Source organism: Pseudanabaena sp. BC1403, assembly GCF_002914585.1.
Classification (GTDB): Bacteria; Cyanobacteriota; Cyanobacteriia; order Pseudanabaenales; family Pseudanabaenaceae; genus Pseudanabaena.
The window spans coordinates 19177-41905 of record NZ_PDDM01000002.1; the positions used below are offsets into that span (position 1 = coordinate 19177).

The 22729-nt window shown below is 43.0% G+C and carries 20 protein-coding genes; 8 read left to right on the forward strand and 12 right to left on the reverse strand.

Going from position 1 to position 22729, the window contains the following annotated elements; genetic code table 11:
* Positions 1 to 196: 196 nt before the first annotated feature.
* Together pseC and pseB are read right to left on the reverse strand one after the other, a co-directional pair.
* Complete coding sequence (pseC, locus tag CQ839_RS02590; protein ID WP_103666731.1) at positions 197 to 1363, reverse strand: UDP-4-amino-4,6-dideoxy-N-acetyl-beta-L-altrosamine transaminase; 1167 nt, start codon at positions 1361 to 1363, stop codon at positions 197 to 199.
* On the reverse strand, positions 1360 to 2370 hold the full coding sequence (gene pseB / locus CQ839_RS02595) for a UDP-N-acetylglucosamine 4,6-dehydratase (inverting) (RefSeq protein ID WP_103666732.1): 1011 nt from the start codon (positions 2368 to 2370) through the stop codon (positions 1360 to 1362). Before pseB ends, pseC begins: the two co-directional genes overlap by 4 nt.
* A gap of 134 nt (positions 2371 to 2504) precedes the next feature.
* Here pseB and CQ839_RS24970 point away from each other — a divergent pair, with 134 nt between their 5' ends.
* Both CQ839_RS24970 and CQ839_RS02605 read left to right on the forward strand, forming a co-directional pair.
* Entirely contained in the window at positions 2505 to 3347 is an 843-nt protein-coding gene (locus CQ839_RS24970) for a helix-turn-helix domain-containing protein (protein WP_181016066.1), read from the forward strand.
* 83 nt (positions 3348 to 3430) lie between these two features.
* Positions 3431 to 4258, forward strand: coding sequence for a SirB1 family protein (locus CQ839_RS02605; RefSeq protein WP_258040604.1), 828 nt, complete (start codon positions 3431 to 3433; stop codon positions 4256 to 4258).
* An 8-nt stretch (positions 4259 to 4266) separates the two neighbouring features.
* Here the strand turns inward: CQ839_RS02605 and CQ839_RS02610 are convergent, their stop codons facing one another.
* From CQ839_RS02610 to CQ839_RS02620, 3 genes are all read right to left on the reverse strand, one after another.
* Positions 4267 to 5178, reverse strand: a complete 912-nt coding sequence (locus CQ839_RS02610) for an alpha/beta fold hydrolase (RefSeq protein ID WP_103666959.1) — start codon at positions 5176 to 5178, stop codon at positions 4267 to 4269.
* A 112-nt stretch (positions 5179 to 5290) separates the two neighbouring features.
* A complete protein-coding gene (locus CQ839_RS02615) occupies positions 5291 to 5914 on the reverse strand; it encodes a response regulator (RefSeq protein WP_103666733.1) in 624 nt (207 codons plus the stop codon).
* 590 nt (positions 5915 to 6504) lie between these two features.
* Complete coding sequence (locus CQ839_RS02620; RefSeq protein ID WP_103666734.1) at positions 6505 to 7068, reverse strand: peroxiredoxin; 564 nt, start codon at positions 7066 to 7068, stop codon at positions 6505 to 6507.
* Positions 7069 to 7276: 208 nt separating this feature from the next.
* On the opposite strand from CQ839_RS02620, the gene CQ839_RS02625 reads away from it, so the two are divergent.
* Positions 7277 to 7702 carry a phosphomannose isomerase type II C-terminal cupin domain gene (locus CQ839_RS02625; RefSeq protein WP_103666735.1) on the forward strand — a complete coding sequence of 142 codons (426 nt, stop codon included), beginning with the start codon at positions 7277 to 7279 and terminating at the stop codon, positions 7700 to 7702.
* Between the two features lie 241 nt (positions 7703 to 7943).
* Positions 7944 to 9068: a DegT/DnrJ/EryC1/StrS aminotransferase family protein gene (locus tag CQ839_RS02630; RefSeq protein WP_103666736.1), complete on the forward strand. Its 1125-nt coding sequence runs from the start codon at positions 7944 to 7946 to the stop codon at positions 9066 to 9068.
* Positions 9069 to 9137: 69 nt separating this feature from the next.
* Here the strand turns inward: CQ839_RS02630 and CQ839_RS02635 are convergent, their stop codons facing one another.
* Both CQ839_RS02635 and CQ839_RS24975 read right to left on the reverse strand, forming a co-directional pair.
* Positions 9138 to 9728 carry a Uma2 family endonuclease gene (locus CQ839_RS02635; RefSeq protein ID WP_103666737.1) on the reverse strand — a complete coding sequence of 197 codons (591 nt, stop codon included), beginning with the start codon at positions 9726 to 9728 and terminating at the stop codon, positions 9138 to 9140.
* Between the two features lie 46 nt (positions 9729 to 9774).
* Positions 9775 to 9951, reverse strand: a complete 177-nt coding sequence (locus CQ839_RS24975) for a hypothetical protein (RefSeq protein ID WP_181016067.1) — start codon at positions 9949 to 9951, stop codon at positions 9775 to 9777.
* 41 nt (positions 9952 to 9992) lie between these two features.
* On the opposite strand from CQ839_RS24975, the gene CQ839_RS02640 reads away from it, so the two are divergent.
* From CQ839_RS02640 to bchI, 4 genes are all read left to right on the forward strand, one after another.
* Positions 9993 to 11954, forward strand: coding sequence for a cation transporting ATPase C-terminal domain-containing protein (locus CQ839_RS02640; RefSeq protein ID WP_103666738.1), 1962 nt, complete (start codon positions 9993 to 9995; stop codon positions 11952 to 11954).
* Between the two features lie 150 nt (positions 11955 to 12104).
* Positions 12105 to 13049, forward strand: a complete 945-nt coding sequence (locus CQ839_RS02645) for a glycosyltransferase family A protein (protein WP_103666739.1) — start codon at positions 12105 to 12107, stop codon at positions 13047 to 13049.
* Positions 13050 to 13191: 142 nt separating this feature from the next.
* Positions 13192 to 14211, forward strand: a complete 1020-nt coding sequence (locus tag CQ839_RS02650) for a glycosyltransferase family 2 protein (RefSeq protein WP_103666740.1) — start codon at positions 13192 to 13194, stop codon at positions 14209 to 14211.
* Positions 14212 to 14392: 181 nt separating this feature from the next.
* On the forward strand, positions 14393 to 15466 hold the full coding sequence (bchI, locus tag CQ839_RS02655) for a magnesium chelatase ATPase subunit I (protein WP_258040605.1): 1074 nt from the start codon (positions 14393 to 14395) through the stop codon (positions 15464 to 15466).
* A gap of 59 nt (positions 15467 to 15525) precedes the next feature.
* Here bchI and CQ839_RS02660 read toward each other — a convergent pair whose 3' ends face one another.
* The 5 genes from CQ839_RS02660 to CQ839_RS02680 all read right to left on the reverse strand — a co-directional run bounded on the left by CQ839_RS02660 (position 15526) and on the right by CQ839_RS02680 (position 22707).
* Complete coding sequence (locus CQ839_RS02660; protein WP_103666741.1) at positions 15526 to 16338, reverse strand: MerR family transcriptional regulator; 813 nt, start codon at positions 16336 to 16338, stop codon at positions 15526 to 15528.
* 409 nt (positions 16339 to 16747) lie between these two features.
* Positions 16748 to 17425, reverse strand: a complete 678-nt coding sequence (locus tag CQ839_RS02665; protein ID WP_103666742.1) for a DsbA family protein — start codon at positions 17423 to 17425, stop codon at positions 16748 to 16750.
* An 87-nt stretch (positions 17426 to 17512) separates the two neighbouring features.
* Positions 17513 to 20890, reverse strand: a complete 3378-nt coding sequence (locus tag CQ839_RS02670; RefSeq protein WP_103666743.1) for an efflux RND transporter permease subunit — start codon at positions 20888 to 20890, stop codon at positions 17513 to 17515.
* A 12-nt stretch (positions 20891 to 20902) separates the two neighbouring features.
* A complete protein-coding gene (locus CQ839_RS02675) occupies positions 20903 to 22237 on the reverse strand; it encodes an efflux RND transporter periplasmic adaptor subunit (protein WP_103666744.1) in 1335 nt (444 codons plus the stop codon).
* A gap of 116 nt (positions 22238 to 22353) precedes the next feature.
* On the reverse strand, positions 22354 to 22707 hold the full coding sequence (locus CQ839_RS02680; protein WP_103666745.1) for a rhodanese-like domain-containing protein: 354 nt from the start codon (positions 22705 to 22707) through the stop codon (positions 22354 to 22356).
* Positions 22708 to 22729 lie beyond the last annotated feature (22 nt).

Here is a 22729-nt window from a genome sequence, read left to right on the forward strand (position 1 = left end):
CAGGGTTTGGTTTTTAATTCACAGAAGTGTTGTCACACTTTTGTGAATTGGTATTAAATTAATTTTTGGTCAAACCAACCACAATAAACTTTTTAAAAACGTTGCGAAGCACCATTTTAAAAAAGTTTATTGCTTCAGAATAGTGGTTGCTAATAAGACGATTGATAGAAGTCTTCTTCACGAATATTGATCTTCATTAGCGCAAAATTCCTTGTAGACTCGCAACAATCCGATCTTGCTCTTTCTCTTTCAATCCATAATATAAAGGGATACTAATTGCGCTTTCATAATACATCTCTGATTTTGGGAAATCACCCCAACAAAAACCTAGATTTTGATAATAGGGATGAGTATGTACGGGAATATAATGTAGATTTACTCCAATTCCTGCTTCGCGGAGTTGCTCAAATACTTGACAATGAGTTGTGCTGATTTTGTCAAGATTTAAACGAATTACATATAGATGCCAACTAGATTCGGTATCTATATTTTGGTAGGGCAAAGTAAGCGGTAAATTTTGCAATAAATGATTATAACGTTGGGCTAAAAATCGCCGTCTAGTTACAAACTCACTCAATCGTTGGATCTGACTTGCCCCTAATGCGGCTTGAATATCTGTCATGCGGTAATTAAACCCCAGTTCTAATTGCTGATAATACCAAGCACCGTGAACTTCACCTTGCATTAAATCTGGATTGCGCGTAATGCCATGCGATCGCAAACGAATCAACTTTTCATACAAATCATCGCGATTAGTTAACACCATTCCTCCTTCTCCAGTAGTGATAATCTTCACTGGATGAAAGCTAAACACAGTCAGGTCGGAAAACTCACAACAGCCGATCGCTTTGTTCTGATATCTGCCCCCGATCGCATGGGAAGCATCTTCTATCACCTTAAATCCATATTGCTGAGATAGAGATAAAATCTTTTCCATCTCACAGGATTGACCTGCAAAATGTACGGGTACTAAAACTTTGGGTAAACATCTTAACTGAGCCGCCTTAGATAATTTTTGCTCTAATTGATCGATACTCAAGTTATAAGTGTTTGGGTCAATATCAACAAAATCAACCTTTGCCCCGCAATACAATCCACAATTCGCTGAAGCCACAAAAGTATTTGGTGAAGTCCAGAGATAATCATGCTCGCCTAAGCCAAGCGCTAAACAAGCAATATGTAGAGCAGCCGTAGCACTAGAAACTGCGATCGCATACTTAGCCCCACAATATTCAGCTACGGCTTGCTCAAATCGAACAGTAGCCGAACCTTGAGTTAGCCAGTCTGACTGTAAAACCTCAATCACACTTTGAATGTCGGCAGCATTAATATCCTGTCGCCCGTAGGGAATAAAAGCTGTCATACCGCAAAACTCGGATCAACATAAGTCTTAATTAACATACGCAACTCATCAACAGTCAAAAAATATTTATTTTGACCAGAATTGTAGCTAAAGCCACTCTCTACCATTTTTGCTCCCATCTCAAGATACCGCTCTATATGACCGCCATGAACTGGCAAGATCGCATAATATTCACCGCAATCAACCGTAGTAAAAGCGTCTGAAGTCGTAATCATTTCTTCATGAACTTTTTCCCCTGACCGAATCCCTACAATGCGCTGTTCACATTGTGGTGCGATCGCTGTAGCAACATCAGTAATTCGATAGGACGGAATTCGGGGCACAAAAATTTCACCTCCCCAAGCATTTTCGATCGCCCACAGCACCATTTGTACGCCTTCTTCTAAAGTGATATTAAAGCGAGTCATTTGCGGATCGGTAATTGGTAAGACTCCTTCATGACGCTTTTGTAAGAAAAAAGGAATCACAGACCCTCGTGAACCCATGACATTGCCATAACGCACCACACTAAAATGCAAATCTCGCGATCCTTTGATGTTATTAGCCGCAACAAATAACTTATCCGCACATAGTTTTGTCGCACCATACAAGTTAATGGGAGCTGCCGCCTTATCGGTAGATAGAGCCACAACTCTCTTTACGCCACTATCTAAAGCCGCTTCAATAACATTTTCCGAACCCAAAACATTGGTACGAATAAACTCAATGGGATTGTACTCTGCGGCAGGAACTTGCTTTAAAGCTGCGGCATGAACCACAATATCAATACCTTCACAGGCACGAGTTAGTCGTCGCACATCGCGAATATCACCAATAAAATAACGCAATCCTGGATATTGGTGATCAGAAAACTGCTGTGCCATTTCAAACTGTTTTAATTCATCGCGTGAATAAATTACTAGTCTATGGATGTTCGGAAACCTTTTTAGTATGAGTTCAACAAATTTTTTACCGAAAGAACCTGTACCACCTGTCACTAGGATTGAGCTTTTTTCATTAATTCGCATAGAGATTATTCTTTGTGAAAGCCATTCTTCAACAATAGTTTTGCAAATAGTTATTTATTAAAACTCTAACCCATACGCTCAAGCGTTAAGATATTGATTGGTTCGTAGATGCGGTTTCGGGGTATCCCAAATCAATGGCTGTTAAACTTGCGCTGGATGATAAACAAGAAATACTTCGCCTCTATCGTGAGTCTGATGCGACCACGACTCAGTTGGCGAAGCAGTTTGGCATTAGTACGAGTACAGTCCTGCGACTGCTACAAGAGCTAATTCCTGCTGAGGAGTATCGACAATTGGTAGGTCAAAAAAAGGCTGACGGGAAAAGAGGATCGCGGATAAATTACGGTATCGGTGGTTTTCAGGTAAATCAGCTTGCATTAATTCCTGACGATTTGTCACTGACAACTGAGTCCAGTAACTATATTTATGATCAAGATGATGAAACTGATCAAGGTGATGAAACGGCGATCGCGATGAATGACATAGATATAAAGCTAGATATGGCGGATGGTGAAATCGATGATGATGAGCTAGACGAAGAAGACGAAGACGATTTGGTTGATGAGGATAATCTTGAGCTTGATGAAGATGAGCTAGACGATGAAGATGCTGATGATTCTGGCTTATCGATGTTTGAGGATCTTCGAGGAAGTCATAACACCAGCGATCGCCTTGAGATTCTGCCCCTAGATAGGGCTGACTTGCCACTAATTTGCTATATCGTCGTTGATCGCATTGCTGAGATTATTACTCGACCCCTTAAAGATTTTAAGGATCTTGGGGAAATTCCTGCTGAAGAGTCACTGTCAAAAACAATTCCAATTTTTGATAATCATCGTGTGGCAAGGCGTTTTTCTCATCATAATCAGCGTGTGATTAAATTTCCTAGCGATTTAATTCATATTACTCGCCCAAAACTTGTCCAAAAGGGGATCACTCGTATTTTGTTTAGTGGACAGGTGTATACATTAAATTAAAAAAAGGTAACGATGTACCGTGCTTTGCGCGGTGCATCATTTTACCAGTTGAGTAAAAAGGCAAAAGTAAAAAGGCGAATATCGTGTTAACGCTTTCCCCAGCGCGGCAAAAGTTTTGGCAAATTGCCCATATGCCAGACCATGACATGTCCATTGACCATCTGCTCGAAGGGGCTTTGGCGATCGCATGGGAAGAATATCCGCGCATGGATCTTGGGCATTATCGGGCGATTTTAGATCATATGGTTGAGGATTTACAACCAAGGCTAGCCAAGATTCATTACCCACTCAAGGTGGTAAAAGAGATTAATCACTACCTGTTTGTCGAGCAAGGTTTTTGCGGTAATGATCGCGATTATTACGACCCGCTTAATAGCTTTATCACTGATGTGCTAGAAAGACGATTAGGTATTCCCCTATCGCTATCACTGGTTTATATGGTGATTAGCGATCGCCTTGGTTTTCCGATGGATGGGATTAGTTTCCCAGCGCATTTTATTATTCGTCCTCGTCATCCTGATCTAGAGATTTTCATTGATCCCTACAATAAAGGCGAAATTTTATTTCCCGAAGATTGCGCAGCGAAGCTGACACAACTATATGGCTATGACATCCCCCTTCAGCCTGAATATCTCGAACCCGTTAGCATTCGGCGCATCTTAGATCGGTTGCTGAATAATCTCAAACTCATCTATCTGCGCCGCCGTGAGCCTACTAAAGCATTGGCCGCAATTGAGCGATCGCTAATGCTAAATCCTGGTGTGCCAACCCAATGGCGCGATCGCGGTTTAATTTGTTATCAACTTGATCGTCATACCGAAGCAAGGATCGATTTAGAGAACTATTTGCAACAGGTTCCTTATGCGGATGACAGTCGCATTATCCTGCAATTAATCGAAGAAATGAAATAATAAAAAAATCAGTCAGCCCAATATGCGGGCTGACTGATTTTTTTTAGCATCATCGCCAATTTACCTTTGTTTTGCCAACCTGTATAAGCACTATAAACACAGCGATCGCCCACACTGACAAACACATGCATAACTTGTAAGGCATTTGTCCAAACCCAGAGCTTTGTGTCATCTGAGCCCGTGTAGATTAATTTTGCCTTTGCAAAATTTTGATTATCGGTTTCGGTCAGGTCAAGCGATCGCAATTTCTCGATTAACTGTGAGGCGGGATCGGTTTGAATCGTTGCAATTACAGGATTTCCCCAAAACTGACGCACAGCGATGGCAACTCTCGGATGATTTTTGAGAGGAGCATGACGGATGCCATCTAGTCGCACAAAAGTGGCTCTGGCAACTTGTGAACATCCCACAGGCACAGTGCCATCGGTATTGTTGCCAAGATCACCAACGACGGTAATCGTTGGGATTTTTGAGGCGATCGCTTCGGCAATTGCGCGGCGATTTTTGCCCAAGTCACGAGCCATTAGGGGAAACCAACGAAATGGATCGAATAGTCTTCCCAAATCAGAACCACCGACAGGAGAGGCAACTAAAGCAAAGCTATGAATTTTAGGTAGCCATTCAGGATGACGATCTAAAACTTCTAACCAGATTAAAGCCCCCATTGAATGCGCGACAATTCGCCATGGTAACTCTGGATGTTTGGCGATCGCCTCGGTTACGATATTTTCGACCTTACTTATTAAGGGAGCGATCTCTAGCCATGTATTAAGCCAGCCCAAATCTGGTGTATAAATGATCGTGTTTGAGTAGGCTAGGGATTTGGCTAATTGAGCAATATCGTGAAAAGTATCCGCCCAGCCATGCTGTGCAAACAATATAAAGGCTTGTTCTTCTTGCGGTTGGGACTGGTTGGACATTTTTTGAGAATTATAGCGATCGCCACTCAAGTTATAGCAAGAAAAAAGACGGTGCAACGCACCGTCTTTTTTCTTGAATCAATTCTAATTACTAAAATCGGTTTTGCTGAAATTAGCGCCTAATCCTTACCCCACGATACATAACTACCTCACCATCATCAGATTTCTGGTTGGGTTTAGGGTTGTTTTTGATTTCAGATTTTAAATTTGCTTTAGACCCATTGATATCTGGTGTAGTTATTAACTCGCTTTCTCTGACTTTGCTAGACCCACTACTTGCACCAAAACTTCTAGCTATTTTTTCCAACGGATGCGAAATTAATGAACAGCCAATTAAGGCTGTAACTCTGGCAACTTCAGCCATTAAATTTTCGGGTGATAAGCGTGGGAGTACATCAGATGCCCCACGACGAATCGCCCAACTATGCTCAATATCTTTGATCTTTTCCTGTCTAGGATTAAATAAGACAACTTTTGTAGGAGCCTTCTGTTTGGTTAGCCATTGACAAACCGATGATGATTGCAAAGTTTCCGAACTGGGACTCTTGATTGCCATATCCATGATTAACAGATCTGGGAGTTCATGGCGATCGCATTTTTCTAGATACTGAACTAAATCTAAGGAAATATTTTCCCAAATCACATCCAATTGCTGAGTTGCCAAAGCTGTCTGCCACAATTCACCTTGTGCTTGATCTGTGTGCATCATTAAAACAGCTTTTTTTATTTCAGCCATTGCTTTATCTGGCTCCCCCATCGAGATGAGTCATTAATGTTAAGTTTTGATTATGAAAGTAGGCTAACCCATCTGTCTGTTTCATTTTGTACCCTAATTAACTAAACTTCAAAGAGTTGATAAGTACTTGTGCAGAATAAATTACCTAAACCCGTAAGGTTACTTCCTTTTGGAGCGAAACCTTACGGGTTTGGGTTTGTAATTAATTATGCTCATCTACTTATAAACTGTGGCAGATCTCATTGTGAAAACTGATTTTGTGGTAAGCATTGCTGCAAGAGCTGACAGATATTCTTTATGGGCATTAAGTCGCTGGGTAAAAATATAACCCAAAATGCAAATCGCCTGCCTAAAAGCTATTTGCATTTTGGGTTATAAAGCAACGTAATACCAAAACACAAAGTGGCACAGCCATTTTGTGTTTTTAAAGCCCTTACAGGGTTTGGTTTTTAATTCACAGAAGTGTTGTCACACTTTTGTGAATTGGTATAAGAGATAGCGAGGACAAATCAAAACCCTAAAGATGAGTGGCGGCGCTTTGCGCCGCCACTCATCTTTAGGGTTTTATGTCCTAAGCAAACCTTACGTTGCTATATTTTGATAGTTGACATACCTTGTTGCCAATTTGCAGGACAAACTTCATTTTCATGAATCTGGGTATGTTGAATTGCTTTAAGAGTGCGAAGAGTCTCGTCAATGCTTCTACCAAAGGCTAGATTATTAATGGTGGCATGTTGGACAATACCTTCTCTGTCAATAATAAATAAACCACGCAAAGCGATACCTAATAAGGGATCAAGAACATTAAAAGCTGTGGCGATCGCTTTAGTCAGATCAGAAACAAGTGGGCATTTAATATCGCCACCTAGTCCTCCATCAGCAAGTGATGTTTGAATCCAAGCTAGATGTGCGTATTGACTATCCACAGAAATACCAATGACTTCAGTGTTTAATTTGGCAAATTCGGCGTAGCGATCGCTGAACGCAATCACTTCAGTGGGACAGACAAAAGTAAAGTCGAGCGGATAAAAAAATAGGACAACATATTTATTTTTTTGGTAGCTAGAAAGCTTAATTTTTGTAAATTCCTGATCAACTACAGCATCAGCTTCAAAGTCTGGAGCTGGATTCCCAACTCTTAAGAATTCCGCCATAGCGAGCTCAACCCAATTTAAAGTTATTGAGGGCACAAAGCGCCCTCAATAACTTTAACAAAAGAATTCAAAAAAGAGTGAGTGGTACTTCCTACCCCCTCAAGCTTTTTGGGTTTATACCTTAATTTATTTGATCATTTATTTGATCAGTGGCGATTATTGGGCTTGATGCTATTCTAAGAATCAATCAGCTTTCTAAATTGCAGTTATGTCACCAGTAAAAGAAGCTCCTTCAGCATTAGCTAGCATTGCAAATATCAGTGGAGAATCATTAAATACTCATGGACCAACTGTAGAACGTCCTTGGGGATCATTCACTACTCTTGAAGAAGGGCGAGGCTACAAGATCAAGCGCATTGAAGTCAAATCAGGACATCGCCTCAGTCTGCAAATGCACCACCACCGCAGCGAACATTGGATTGTGGTTTCGGGAACTGCCAAGGTGACCTGCGGCGATAAAGAAACAATGATTAGTACCAACCAATCCACTTATGTACCTAAATGTACAGCGCATCGACTAGAAAATCCTGGGATAATCCCTTTGATCTTAATCGAGGTGCAGAACGGCGAGTATTTGGGCGAAGATGATATTATTCGCTTTCAAGACGACTATGCTCGTCACGAAAAGAAATAATACCAAAGCACAAAATGGCGTAGCACTTTTGAATTGTTATAATTACGGTGCTTTGCTCTCAAACCCAAACCACAAAGTTTTTAAAAACTGTTGCTTTGCAACGCTTTTTAAAAACTTTGTGCGGCTAATTTACTCGGAAATTACTGAAAAACAAGGGATGCGATGCGCCCTTTGTTTTTTTTGATAACAAGCAATGACGATCGCGTTTAAAATGGTTGAGGCAATCTAGAATCGTTTCAACGTGAATAAAATTCCTCCCTTTGATGCATCGCTGCAATATCAACAAATTGGCGATCGCCTCAATAAAGCTGCATTAGACGTACTAGCATCGGGGCAATACATTGGTGGACAAACCGTAAGTCAGTTTGAGGCTAAGTTTGCTAATTATATTGGCTCAGCTACTGACTCTAACTATGGTATTGCTTGCAACTCAGGTACTGATGCTCTGTATTTAGCAATGAGAGCTTTAGATATTGGGGAGGGCGATGAAGTCATTACTTCGCCATTTACATTTTTTGCTAGTGCGGAAACGATTAGTATGACGGGGGCAAAACCAGTATTTGTCGATATTGAAGCGCATAGCTTCAATATGAATATCCAACTAATCGAAGCTGCCATCACTAGTCGGACTAAGGCGATCATGCCCGTACATTTGTTTGGTCGATCAGCTGATATGACTGGTTTGATGGCGATCGCACAAAAGCATAATCTCTATGTGATCGAAGACTGCGCTCAGGCGACAGGTGCAATTTTTGATGGGCAGAAGGTGGGAAATATTGGCGATGTGGGCTGTTTTAGCTTTTATCCGACCAAAAATCTGGGCGGCTGTGGCGATGGTGGGATGATGACCACCAAAAATGCTGAAGTTGCTGATAAATTGCGGATTTTGCGTGAACATGGAAGCCCCAAGCGCTATTATCACGAATATATCGGTATGAATTCGCGTCTTGATGCGTTGCAAGCGGCTTTATTACAAGTGAAATTGCCCTACCTCGACAAATGGAATGCTCAACGACGCGAAATTAGCGATCGCTACACGGATCTTCTGAAGGAGGCACATATTCCTCATCTTGTATCACCTCACCATTGTTCTGGTAGTGTCTGGAATCAGTACACAGTATGCATCGGTGATGGCAAACGCGATTATGTGCAAGCTCAACTGCGCGAACAAAATATTATTACGATGATTTACTATCCTTTGCCCTTGCATTTGCAATCGGTATATAGCAGCCTTGGCTATAAAAAGGGTGATTTTCCTGTCACGGAGGATATTTGCGATCGCGTTTTATCTTTGCCAATGTTTCCAGAACTCAGCGAAGATCAGCAAGATCGAGTCGTCAATACTTTAAAAAATATTCTCAAATAGTATTTGCGCTTGTTTACCCGCCAAAGGCGGGTAAACAAGCCACTCCAAAGCGGCGCATCGCATCGCTTTTTATTGCCCAAATGCTAAAACTTGTTCAACTGTCAGAGCAAAGCCATCTACTACTGTCGATAAAATTGGCATATCACCTGTATAGATCTTGTCCTCATACTGCCCATCTACCCATAGACATATGGTTATCTGTCGCATTTCTGGATCAATAATCCAATATTCATTAATTCCTCTGGCTGCATACTCTGTGCGTTTATAGCGATAGTCGCGATCTCGATTTTCTTGCCCAGGGGAAACTACTTCAGCAACCAAAATAGGCGCTGGCATCTCTTGGGTAATTGTATTACTGCGCTGACCAGTCATAGCCGTAAGACCATCTTCACTGAGTACAACTAAATCAGGCAGTCTTACCTTAGCCCTTCTACCACTAACTATAATCTCAATGTCCTTATGGCAAATTAGTACCATTGGAAAATGTTTGGCAAATTCAAACATTAGCAGTTTTGCAATTTGACAATTTAGCGGAGATTCGGTAGGCACTTTGACTAATTCTCCGTTTACAAGCTCATAGCGATCATCTGTACCATCGTCATAACTGAGATACTCTTCAATGGTCATCAGTTTAGAGGGGCTAGCAGTAGCTAAAGTCATAATTCAGATCCTCTATTACGCATGACAGAATTGTATCAAATCCAATTTAGTAAATATTGCGACCTGCTTTCGGCAGGACACTATATTTATTAAATTGCCCATCCTTATAACTGTTGTATGCGATCGCTAGAAAGTAAAGGCTATGCAAAGCGTCGCCTTTACTTATAATAATCACATCTGCATTCGGGAAAGTCATGGGCATTCTTAACTCAATGTTTGCCAAGCGCTATCTATACCTGTGTTCCTAAGTCCCAAAATTAAACTATGGCCAAATTTGATTTTCTATCGGATACTCAAAAACCTTGGCACTACATGGATGTAGAGCAAGTATTGACGGCTTTAGAGTCTTCGGTGGAAGGTTTGTCCTATGTGAATGCTCGACAAAGGTTGCGGCATTTGGGAGCCAATAAATTGCCGCGATCGCGTCCAATTGGCAAAGTCCTTTTACAGCCTTTAATTAATCCTTTAACTTATCTTTTATTGGGATCAGCAGTCTATTTGCAATGGAATGGAGCTGAAGGATGGGTGCTAATTTCTGTGGGTGTACTGCATAGTGCGATCGGTATTTGTATTTCGGTATGGTCAATTAAAACGAAGGAGAAAGTTAGTCGAGATCGCCCTCAACGTCGCCAAAATGAACCTTCTAGTTCAGTAGTAGTATTTCGCGATCGCGAAGAAATGGAAGTACCATCGCGTGACTTGGTGTTAGGTGATTTGTTGGTGTTGCGAGAAGGCGATCGTCCTAATGTCGATCTACGAGTACTAGAGACATCAGAGGATTTACAGGTAAATCAAACCAACTTAGGCGGAGAAGCAATTTGTTTTAAGAGAGCTGATCTTACCTTTGAGGAGAAAACGCCGCCTCTTGAATGCAGCAACATGATCTATGCGGGAACTGAAATTTCCGCAGGAAGCGCGAAGGGTATCGTGATTGCCACAAGTCGTTATACTCAAGAACAGTCTGCGCTCATCAAAGACAAGCCATTTTCAGTTATCCATTCCGAATTGCGTCAACTACGTCAAGTTTGGATCGGACTGTTGCTATTAGTGACGACTACCGCGATCGGCTTTGCTTGGCAACGTGGAATTACAATCAATGCCATGACTGCTGCCGCCCTGATCGTTAGCACCTATCCCCAAAATTTATTGCGTATTGCTACTCAGGTACAATTATTTGGGATGCGCGATCTTGCTAAACAGCGAATATGGACGAGATTTCCTTCTGTATTAGATGCGATCGCGAGAGTAACAACGATTGTACCGATTGTCGAGTCGGATGTGGTACTGAGCTTTGATAATTTGAGTCGTGCTGGTATTGAATGGCAAGGATTAATAAGGGCTTCAGAAGAGGACGCAGTGGCATTTAGTGAGGTGATTGGTATTGAGACCCATAGTTATTTTGATGCTCCTCAAGAGAAAATTCGTCAATGGAAAGACGACCAGCAAAAAACTCGCCAAAAATCTTTAAATGCAGTTGCCGTAATTGGGAATGATATCGAAGATATTCCCCTACTGAGAGCAGCCGACGTGGGAATCTGCGATCGCACCTGCCGTAAAGAATTGCAAGATAGTTCAGGGCTGATTTTGCCGAAAGATGACTTCCATTATTTGCCGATCGCTATTCTCGAAGGAAGAGCCACATTTGATCGGTTGCAACGTACAGCCCTGCTCACTGCCACTAGTTCCTTCACTTTAGCAGTGCTAACCCTTATGGATACTGCCGCAGGATTCTCAATGCCACCATTGCAGATAATCTGGGTCGGGGCGATCGCCACACCAATAGTTGCTTTTCCCTTAATCCTTGAGCCAACTCATGGGAGCCTTTTAACTCAACCAGCGTATCGTTTTCAAACCATGTTGCGCTCTAGCAATTACCTTCGCATTTTGCTATCTGTCACTGCCACAATTACGGCTATTTCCGTAGTTTTCTGGCTAAAGTATCAAGGTCAAGCCTCGATGTTTTCTCAGGCGAGATCGATGGCATTTGTTACTCTTGGGTTTAGTCAGGTTTTTCATGCCTGTGCGATAGCTCGCCATAGTATATTAAGTAATCTGCCTCTGATGCTGAGCATATTTTTTATCGCTATTTGTCAACTTGCCTTTGTGCAAGTCCCTTGGTTTGGCGATTTAATGTCAACAGTTCCTTTAAACGGGATTGAATGGGCGATCGCAATTCTCAGCGCCACAGCAGTATTTTGGGTGCAAGAACTAATCAAAACTGGATAGTTGCCTTAAGTAGATGGACATGATTTATTGCAAACCCAAACCTGTAAGGTTGTGCCCCGCAGATGCGCAACCTTACAGGTTTGGATAATCTATTCTGCACAGGTACTTAATTGTGATTTCGATTTGAACAAATTTAATTGAGGTTACTTAATGAGCGATCACATTCCTACAGTATCCATAATCATGCCAGCCTACAATGCGGCAAGCTTTATTGATCAAACAATTGAGTCGGTTCTTCAACAAACATTTATAGATTTTGAGCTATTGATTGTTGACGATGGCTCGACGGATCGCACATTAGCAATCGCGAATGAATATGCTCAACACGATCACCGTATCCAAGTTTTATCGCAACCTAACCAAGGCGTATCAGCTACACGTAATCATGGCGTGCAATTAGCAAAGGGAAATTTGATCGCTTTTCTTGACGCTGACGATCTTTGGTTTTCCGACAAGTTAGCTGCACATATCGAACATTTTGAGACTAATCCTAACTTAGCTGTAAGCTTCGCTCGTGTTGAATTCATGACTCTAGAAGGTGAACCAACGGGGCAAATTTCTACATCTCGCCTCATCAATCTCAAGCCTGAAGATTTTCTCTACGAGAATCCTACCACCACGATGTCTAATCCGATCGCAAGGACTGAGGTGTTCTCTCAAGTTGGAGGTTTCGCCGAAGACATGAGTTATTCTGAAGATCTTGAATGGTTATTTCGCGTGATGTGTCATAACAGCAAAGATAATGCGCCTTGGCAAATTGAAGGACTTGATCGGATATTGATATATTATCGGGCAAGTCCTTCTGGGCTCTCGGCATCGCTGTATCGGATGGAGGCAGGTTGGGATTTACTCATTGATAGAGCAAGAGAATACGCGCCCGATCTCGTAAAAAAACATTATTCCCTTGCTAGAGCAATCCATTTACGCTACTTAGCACGTCGTGCTTTTCGCCTAGATTTACCGCCTAAAGTTGGCTTAAACTTTATTAATCGGGCGATCGCATCCGACTGGCGGATTTTCTTTCGTGAACCCCACCGCACTTTACTAACGTTATTAGCAACCTACGGACGATTTTTACTCAGTTTTTTCAAATAGAAGGTAGGACTTACTCGGTGAGCAGATTTAGGAAGGGCAAAACCCTAACCAAATCTACTCAAGCCCTAGTAAATTCGTTGACATTGCGTAAGTCCTGCGAAGACTTAAATTAAATTGTTTGGTAAATTATTTGGAGTTTATTATGCCAAAAGTTTCTGTAATCATGCCCGTTTATAACGTTGAGAAATATATTGCGGAAACCATTAGTTCTGTTTTAGCGCAGACTTTTACGGACTTTGAATTGCTTGTGATTGATGATGAATCGAAGGATAGAAGTATCGAAATCTGCGAAAGTTTTACCGATCAGCGCATCAACATAATCCACCAAAAGAATCGAGGACTGGCGGGAGCGAGAAATACAGGCATTCGTCATGCCCAAGGAGAGTATTTAGCATTTTTAGACTCCGATGATGTCTGGCTATCGTCAAAGCTAGAAAAGCATGTACTACATTTAGACTCAAATCCTATTGTTGGCGTGAGCTTTTGTAGTTCCGAATTTATCGATGATGATAGCCGCCCCCTTGGTAATTTCCAAATTCCTCAAACCAAAAATATTACGCCCGAACTTGTACTTTGTCGCAATCCCATCAGTAATGGCTCAGTTCCTGTAATTCGCAAAGCCGTATTTGCAGATATCGAATTCACCGCTAATTTTTATGGCAATGATGAAAAATTCTATTTTGACGATCGCTTTCGCCAGTCTGAAGATATTGAATGCTGGATTCGGATTGCGCTAACGACAAAATGGCAAATTGAAGGAATTCCCGATGCCCTAACTCTCTATCGAGTCAATTCGGGGGGGCTATCGGCAAACATGATGAAGCAGTTGGATTCTTGGGAAAGGGTGATCGCGAAAACTCGTGAATATGCTCCTGATTTCATGGCAAAATGGGAATCCTTAGCTAGAGCCTATCAATTACGCTATCTCTCTCGTCGGGCAGTTCGTAATAAAGATGGCAAAGCGGCAGTGCAACTTGTAAATCGCGCCTTAGCAAGCAATTGGAAAATCTTAATTTATGAACCAATGCGATCGCTACTAACGATTTTTGCGGCTTATCTAATCTGGATCTTGCCTCGTGGTTTGTATAACAGTATAGAAAATTTTGCGTTAAAACGAACAGGCGACAGGCAAAGAAAGGCGATCGCCAAAAGTAATAAGTAGCTTAAAGTTAAAACCCAAAAGAGAGTTGCGGCGCGAAGCGCCGCAACTCTCTTTTGGGTTTTAGGACAGTACAAATCCCATGACAGTCCATAGGCTTTCTGTAAATTTTCAGAAAATCGGCGATGATAAAGCTGTATATTGGCTAGAGTGACAATTTTATCGATACAAAATTTAGAAAACCTTGATTGCAACTCCCATTAAACCAACTGTAACGACAAGACGACCTGTATTTCCTTTCACCGCCGTGATCGGACAGGAAGAAATGAAGCTCGCCCTGTTGCTCAACGTCATCGATCCTAAAATCGGTGGAGTGATGGTCATGGGCGATCGCGGTACGGGCAAATCCACCACCGTTCGCGCCCTTGCCGACCTCTTACCTGAAATCGAAGTTGTTGCTGACGATCCCTTTAGCAGCCATCCCACCGACGGAGACTTGCAAAGCGAAGAAGTGCGCCGCCGTGTTGCCAATGGCGAAACTCTGCCAGTCACCACCAAACAAGTAATCATGGTGGACTTGCCCCTTGGTGCAACCGAAGATCGTGTTTGCGGCACAATCGATATTGAGAAAGCTTTATCGGAAGGGGTGAAAGCCTTTGAATTAGGATTACTAGCGAAAGCAAATCGCGGCATTCTCTACATTGATGAAGTCAACCTTCTAGACGATCACTTAGTTGATGTGCTGTTAGATTCCGCTGCTTCGGGATGGAATACTGTTGAACGAGAAGGAATTTCCATTCGTCACCCCGCCCGATTTGTATTAGTCGGCTCTGGCAATCCTGAAGAAGGTGAATTGCGTCCCCAATTGCTCGATCGCTTTGGCATGTACGCCGAAATTCGTACTGTACGCGAACCAGAATTGCGAGTGCGCGTAGTAGAAGAACGCACTAATTTTGATGGAAATCCTCATAGCTTTCTTAAAGACTACTCAGATCGCCAAGAAGAACTCCAAGCTAAAATCGTGAGAGCACAAACTCTTCTCAGTGAGGTGGAAATCCCTCAAGATCTGCGCTTGAATATCTCCAGAGTTTGCTCTGAGCTTAATGTTGATGGTTTGCGAGGCGATATTGTCAGCAATCGTGCTGCTAGAGCGATCGCAGCTTTTGAGGGGCGCAAGGAAGTGGAAGTGGATGACATTAAACGAGTAATCGGTCTATGTCTGCGTCACCGTCTTCGCAAAGATCCTCTTGAGTCGATTGATACTGGTTACAAAGTTCTTAAAACCTTCAATCAAATTTTTGGTATTGAAGAAGAATAGAATCTGTAGAAGGTAGGGTGGGCATTGCCCACCCTACCAATTAGCAAAATATTTTGCCCTTAAACTTTCTCGACTGGGAACTGAATCTCGGTAATGTAAGACTCATTATCAAGTTCTGCTCCACCTTCAATGTAAAACTCACGGTTTGCACCGATACAGCGATAGCCATTATTCTCAATCCAAGTTAGCAGGTGTTGATAACCCTTATTAAGAGTGCTATAGCTGCCATGATGAACCACACAGGCGATCGCATCATATCCCTGAAGCTCATAGACCTTAATGCGATCGTTCCCTTTTACCGAAGAAGGCACAGACACAACCGCCTCACTATCAACATCGCTTTCCTTGTAGCCATTGTCATGCCAGATGCCAGCATCATAATCGAACTTGGTAAGCCCTTGCTGAGCTAGATATTGATATAGTTCTTGAAAGAGCTTTGCGATCGCAAAATAATTAGGCAAGATTTCGCGAATTGAAGCAACTGTGATTGGTTCAATTTTTTTAATTACAACTTCATAATCAGACATAACGTTCTCCTGTTCGATTTGTTTGAGTCGGGCTGCCACTCTCATCAATCTCCCTTGCTCCTCCTCAATCTGCTGTTGCAAATCAGCTTGCTTCAGTCGCAACATTCCGCGTATCTGTTCTGGAGATACCTCTTCATTTAGTAATTGAGCAATTTGCTCTAAAGAGAATCCCAAATCTTTGAAAGCGAGAATGCGATTGAGCCGAGGTAATTGGCTAGCAGTGTAAAACCGATATCCTGAAGATCGATCTACGGAGATTGGTTTGAGTAATCCCATTTCGTCGTAGAGGCGCAGAGCCTTGATGGACACCTGACTGAGTTTAGAAAAATCTCCGATTTTGAGCATTTCATTGACCTCATGAACCTCTGATTGTGATTACACAGTATCCCCTTAAGGGAGAGTCAAGAAAATTTTTTATTGCTATATCAATGTAATTCCAAAACACAAAGTGGCATAGCCATTTTGTGTTCTTAAAACCCTTACAGGGTTTGGTTTTTAATTCACAAAAGTGTGCCGACACTTCTGTGAATTGGTATAATACCAAAGCACAAAGTGGCTACGCCACTTTGTGCTTTGAAAACCCTTACAGGGTTTGCTTTTTAATTCACAGAAGTGTCAGCACACTTTTGTGAATTGGTATATAGAGATATCTAGGACAAATCAAAATCCAAATAAAGGCGGCACAAAGTGCCGCCTTTATTTGGATTTTGATCTTAAAACTTGCATTGCTATAAATGGCGATCGCTCAAAACTTCTAACACCAAGACTGCTCATCAGCAGGATTGTGCAACAACTCCCGAATATTCGCATCAATCACCCGATAACCGACGTTGCCATTCAACCTTTGTCGTCCCTCATTAAAAATTAATGTTGGACTGACATTTACCGTATGCTCCTTCACCAAATCAAAATCCTTCGATAGCAACGCATATGCCTCGCCGCTATCAATTTGGGCTTGGATCACTTTTCTTTTTAGTCCCAGTTCTTTAGCGATCGCAAACTGCACCTTGCGATCGCTAATATCAGCAAGCTGCGTAAAAAATGCTTCTCGAAAAGCACGGACTGCCTTTTCAAAGATCCGCTCTGATTTAGGAATGATCCCTTTGATTTCTAGAAGTTGAATTGCATGGAGAAACAAATGCGAGGACATCGATGAGGATGGTGTTGCGATCGCCCAAATATCAGGATGAACAGTAATGTGATCGAACTTTTTGGCAACCTCGTGCACATGATTGCTATAACCTCGTAAACCACCCTTATCGCGCCAACGAGTTTCTAACTTTTCATGGGCATTCCCAAAGATTGAGACAAAATGATAATCGATCGCAACTTGGTCAGGGAAGTTGGCGGCTAGCTCGTCAAGGCGGATTTGCGCGATATAAGCCCAAACACAGAGAACATCAGAATAGTAGGAGATACGAATGGGTTCCATTGTTTTTTTGTGGTGAGTGTAAAAGGGACGGGAATTTTCTTCTTCCCCCTTTACAAGGGGGATTGAGGGGGATATCTTAAATGTTTTTTAGATCTCAAAACTGGCGATCGCCGTTTCTCGAACTTCTTCAACAGATTCTAGAATCGGTGGTTTCTTATTCCGCCAGAGTTTGTAATATAAAATGGGAACCGCCGATCGCGAAAGTAGCAAAGAAGCGACTTCACCAGCCATCAGCGAAATTGCTAACCCTTGGAAAATCGGGTCAGCAAGAATAATTGCCGAGCCAACAATTACCGCCGCCGCCGTCAGTAACATCGGACGAAAACGCACGGCTCCCGCATCGATCACTGCTTCTTCGAGGGGCATTCCTTCTTTTAATCTTAACTCGATAAAATCTACAAGAATAATCGAATTTCGCACGACAATTCCAGCACCCGCAATGAAGCCAATCATTGAAGTTGCCGTAAAGAAGGAACCCATCAGCCAATGAGCGGGCATAATGCCAATTAGCGAAAAAGGAATTGCGGTCATAATTGCCAAAGGCGTTGTGAAGGATTGGAACCAGCCTACGACTAGGGCATAGATTAAGATCATCACCACTGCAAAGGCAATACTCAGATCTCGGAAGACCTCATAGGTGACTTGCCATTCACCATCCCATTTCATCGAATAAGTTTCCGTAGTTGGTGGTTGTTCGGTGAGATAGGTCTTGATTTTTGCACCTGTTGGCGGGGTCAATTTATCGATCTGCGGTTGTAGCGCCAGCATCGCATAAACTGAACTCTCCACCCGACCCGATACATCACCCAAGACATAGACTACGGGCTGAAGATTTTTGTGATAAATACTGGTATCGACGGTAGCTGTTTCCGTTTTCATAAGAGAACTTAAGGTCACGAGATTCCCATTTGCTCCTTTGACATTGAGAGCCTTGAGATCGTCTAGACTAGTGCGGCTAGATTGACTAAAGCGGAGATTAATCGTCACATCTTCGCGAGCATTTTCATCATGGAGCAGCCCGACATTTTGCCCAGAGACTGCCATTTGTAAAACTTGGGCAATTTGGTTGGGACTAATGCCATTTAAAGTTGCTTTTTCGCGATCGATTACCAAGTGATAATCGGTCTGCGGCGCTTCCACATACCAATCCACATCGACTACGCCATCAGTGGACTTGTACAACTGATAAATCTGTTTGGCAAGATCGATTTGTCCTTGATAATCTGGTCCATAGACTTCAGTAACTAAATTTTGCAGCACTGGGGGACCTGGAGGGATTTCGGCGACTTGAATCCGCGCACTGTAGCGATCGCCGATTTCCTTGAGTTTAGGACGAATTGCTTTAGCGATATCATGGCTCTGACGTTTCCGTTCTTCCCTTGGCAAGAAGTTAACTTGAATATCGGCAACATTAGAACCCGATCGCAAGAAGTAGTGACGCACTAAACCGTTGAAGTTATAGGGAGAAGCAGTTCCCACATAACTCTGATAGTTCAGCACTTCAGGCACAGAAGCCAGATACTGCCCCATTTCTCTGGTCGCCTTAGCAGTTTGTTCGAGGGTTGTACCTTCAGGCATATTCACTACTACCTGCAATTCGCTTTTGTTGTCAAAGGGCAGCATTTTCAGGATCACTAATTTAAATCCAGCTAGTCCGACTACGATAACGACTAGGGCGAGTGAGGTGGCAATCAGAAAAGTCGTACCTCTTTTGGGATAATGGATCAGAGGATACATCAAGCGCCGATATAGCTTGGTGAGAGCATCTTCCTCTCCTTCTTGATGTCCGCCATGACTGCCCCCCGTGAAGACTTGCATCGTTGTCCAAGGCACGACGATGAAGGCTACTAATGCCGAGAAGATCATCGCTGCGGAAGCACCCAAGGGAATCGGGCGCATATAAGGTCCCATCAAGCCACCTACAAAAGCCATCGGTAAAATTGCGGCAATTACAGCTATGGTTGCCAAAATCGTCGGATTACCCACCTCATCAACGGCTTCGAGGACAATCTGTCTTAAAGTGCGCTGACGATTGGGAGAATATTTTAAACGGGTTTTATTTTCGGGAAGTTCCAAATGGCGACCGACATTTTCCACTACCACGATCGCATCATCGACGAGAATCCCAATCGAGAAGATCAGCGCGAAAAAAGTGACCCGATTGAGCGAAAATCCGTAAAAGACAAAACTGGCGAGGGTCAGAGCTAAAGTAACGGGAATTGACACCGCAACCACCATCGCCTCTTTACGACCCATCGCAAACCACATCAGTAACGTTACCGAACCGACTGCAATTAGCATATGAAATAGCAGTTCGTTGGAACGTTCGGCGGCGGTTTCGCCATAGTCGCGGGTGACGGTCAAATTGACATTTTTGGGAAGATAATTATGCTTAATCTCCTCTAATTTATTTAAAACTCGATGCGATACTTGAATCGCATTTGCGCCACCACGTTTAGCGATCGCAATCGTTACAGCCTCAGTTTCACCAGTATGTTTAGTAAGTTTCTCTTCTTTTTTGGCAGCTTTAGTACCATGTTCTTGCGCGACATCGCCATAGCCGAACAATACATAACTGGCAGGTTCTTCTGCACCATCGGTAACTGTGGCGACATCCCGCAAATATACGGGCTGATTATTAGCCACGGCAACGACTAGTCCTTTCGCATCTTCAGGCGATCGCATAAAGCTTTGAGTTCTCACCAAAAAGGATTGATTATTTTGACTCAAAGCACCGCCAGCTAATTCAGAATTTTGGGATTGAAATGCTTGCGAAATTTCTAGCGGAGTTAATCCATAAGCCTTTAAGCGTGTGGGATCGAGTTCTACGCGCAGTTGGCGCTTTTGACCGCCAATAATCGTCGTTTCCGAAACATCAGGAACTTGCTTAATTTGTTCATCTAATTGCGCCGCAATTTGTCGTAACTCCGTGCCCGTGCTACCATCTCCCGATAGTGTCACCGCCAGAATGGGAACATCATCGATCGCCCGCGATTTAATTAACGGCTGAGAAGCACCAGAAGGGATCTTGTCAAAATTGGCATAAAGCTTGTTATAAAGCTGCACGATCGCATCTTCCGTCTTCCTACCAACTAAAAACCTGACAATCACTAAAGACGAACCAGGGCGCGAAGTGGAGTAAACATATTCTACCCCTGGCACTTCCTTAATCAACTTTTCCATCGGTGTCGAGACGCGCTGTTCGACCTCTTTAGCTGAAGCCCCTGGCATTTGCACAAATACATCGGCGATCGGCACGGTGATTTGTGGTTCTTCTTCGCGAGGCAACATCAAGGTTGCGCCAATCCCCAACAGGAGCGCTACAATTATAATTAATGGTGTCAGTTTGGAGTCAATGAATTGTTTAGCCAATTGACCAACAAAACCTAACTTGTGGCGATGCGGCGGTGGCGATTGAAAACCATTTTGACTATTCGGGTTTTGACCATTCGGTGAATCTTGCATGATTTCCTCCTATTACCGCGCTGTAACGGCTTGTCCGTCACTAAGTTGGGCGATGTTGCTGGTAACGATGCGATCGCCTGCCTTTAAACCTGACACGATCTCAACCTGTCCATCTTGAGTTTTACCTGTTTTCACCCAACGCATCATGGCGATTAATGGGGCGATCGTTTTCTCGCCAGCAGTTTCCAGCACATAAACTCCCTGTAATTGTCCGCGTTGGATGAGAGCAGTGGTGGGAATGAGTAGCGTCTCTTTGGTCGCCCCAATAGGTAAGGCAATTCTCCCAAACATTCCAGAGATTAATTTACCCGAATTGGTCAGAGGAATTTTGACTAAAAAGCTGCGAGATTGGGCATTTGAGGCTGGTACAATTTGTTGAATCGTTGCACTGAGTGATTGATTAACTGCATCAAACTGAACTTTGACCGATTGACCAACCCGCACAAAGCGCAAATTCTCTTCAGGCACTGAGATCTCTAGCTCAAGTTTATTGGGATTCTCCACTTTTAGTAATGGTGTTCCAGGAGCCGCCATTTCTCCTTCATAAGCCAGCTTTTGGACAACAACGCCATCAAAAGGAGCGAAGATCGTGCCATAGCTTTCGCTGACATCTGAAGAGATGACACTCAGTTCGGCGCGACTCACCGCCGCTTGGGTTTGGGCGATCGCAGCCTGTGACTGACGAATACCCGCTTCTGACTGCGCGACCCTAGCTCTAGCCTGTTCGAGCGCCGTATTCGCATCATCCAATACCGATTGCGAAACTGCGCCTTCTGCTTGCAGTCGTGACATCCGCGATTGTGTCACTTGAGCTAATCGCAAAGCCGACTGCGCCTCTAATTTTTGCGATTCTAATTGATTGAGACTAGCTTGAGAGCGAAATACTTCTGCTTGGGCTTGGGCAACGCCTAATTGCGCTTGACCAGTTTGAGCAGTAATATCCATGACATCGATGCGCGTGAGGATATCACCTTTGCGGAAGCGATCGCCTGATTCTAGTGATAATTGTGTAATCCGTCCCATCACCCTTGTGGACAGCGTGGCTTGCTCTACAGGGCGAATTGAACCAGAAAGCTTTAAGGTATTTGCCACGGATTGAGAACGTACAGTTAAGGTGTCAACGCTAAGAGCAGAGGTACTTGCGATTTTCGAAGGTTGGGGCGGTTTGTTAAGTGATAGCAGAAACCAAGTTCCTCCTGTCAACAATAAAACACCACCCAATAATAGTCCCCACATCTTCCAAGTTTTTTTTGGAGAGGGTGTTTGTTTCTGCTCATGTTCATCTGCTTGATCAATTGGGCGATCGAGCGATTCATAAAGAGATTCTTCTGATGTAGTGTGAGTCATAAAATTTAGCCTTTCTTCTTAGAAGTAATTTAGCCCCCCTTTTTAAGGGGGGAAGGGGGGATCAATTAGCCATTTACACTAAATGGAACTTCTCAAATTTCTTAAATTTATTATTCTTAAGGTTGAGTACCACGGCTTACCGCATAGCCAGCACTTTGCCAAGCCAATAAACCTCCTTTTAAGCTATGGACTTTGCTGTAGCCCTGAGCAACTAGCCATTGCGCCGCCATATCGCTGCGATGTCCAGAAAGACAAGTAATCGCGATCGCTCGATCCTTAGGAATCTCTTTGAGAATGCGATCGCGGCTCATTTTCTTTGCGCCTGTGATATGCCCGATCAAATATTCCAACCAGCCCCGCACATCAACTACGATTAATTGATTCTGACGTGACTTCAATTGAGAGGGAGAGAGAGGAGCAGGATTCATGGATTGTTTTTGAGCTTGCTTGTTAGTTGATTTAGCTTTCATTGTATTTTCCCTTTTAAACTTG

Bases quoted from the DNA above. Each gene is read 5' to 3' on its own strand.
- pseC (WP_103666731.1), bottom strand. From the start codon at position 1,363: ATGACAGCTTTTATTCCCTACGGGCGACAGGATATTAATGCTGCCGAC.
- pseB (WP_103666732.1), bottom strand. From the start codon at position 2,370: ATGCGAATTAATGAAAAAAGCTCAATCCTAGTGACAGGTGGTACAGGT.
- CQ839_RS24970 (WP_181016066.1), top strand. From the start codon at position 2,505: ATGGCTGTTAAACTTGCGCTGGATGATAAACAAGAAATACTTCGCCTC.
- CQ839_RS02610 (WP_103666959.1), bottom strand. From the start codon at position 5,178: ATGTCCAACCAGTCCCAACCGCAAGAAGAACAAGCCTTTATATTGTTT.
- CQ839_RS02615 (WP_103666733.1), bottom strand. From the start codon at position 5,914: ATGGCTGAAATAAAAAAAGCTGTTTTAATGATGCACACAGATCAAGCA.
- CQ839_RS02620 (WP_103666734.1), bottom strand. From the start codon at position 7,068: ATGGCGGAATTCTTAAGAGTTGGGAATCCAGCTCCAGACTTTGAAGCT.
- CQ839_RS02625 (WP_103666735.1), top strand. From the start codon at position 7,277: ATGTCACCAGTAAAAGAAGCTCCTTCAGCATTAGCTAGCATTGCAAAT.
- CQ839_RS02635 (WP_103666737.1), bottom strand. From the start codon at position 9,728: ATGACTTTAGCTACTGCTAGCCCCTCTAAACTGATGACCATTGAAGAG.
- CQ839_RS02640 (WP_103666738.1), top strand. From the start codon at position 9,993: ATGGCCAAATTTGATTTTCTATCGGATACTCAAAAACCTTGGCACTAC.
- CQ839_RS02645 (WP_103666739.1), top strand. From the start codon at position 12,105: ATGAGCGATCACATTCCTACAGTATCCATAATCATGCCAGCCTACAAT.
- CQ839_RS02650 (WP_103666740.1), top strand. From the start codon at position 13,192: ATGCCAAAAGTTTCTGTAATCATGCCCGTTTATAACGTTGAGAAATAT.
- CQ839_RS02660 (WP_103666741.1), bottom strand. From the start codon at position 16,338: ATGCTCAAAATCGGAGATTTTTCTAAACTCAGTCAGGTGTCCATCAAG.
- CQ839_RS02665 (WP_103666742.1), bottom strand. From the start codon at position 17,425: ATGGAACCCATTCGTATCTCCTACTATTCTGATGTTCTCTGTGTTTGG.
- CQ839_RS02670 (WP_103666743.1), bottom strand. From the start codon at position 20,890: ATGCAAGATTCACCGAATGGTCAAAACCCGAATAGTCAAAATGGTTTT.
- CQ839_RS02675 (WP_103666744.1), bottom strand. From the start codon at position 22,237: ATGACTCACACTACATCAGAAGAATCTCTTTATGAATCGCTCGATCGC.
- CQ839_RS02680 (WP_103666745.1), bottom strand. From the start codon at position 22,707: ATGAAAGCTAAATCAACTAACAAGCAAGCTCAAAAACAATCCATGAAT.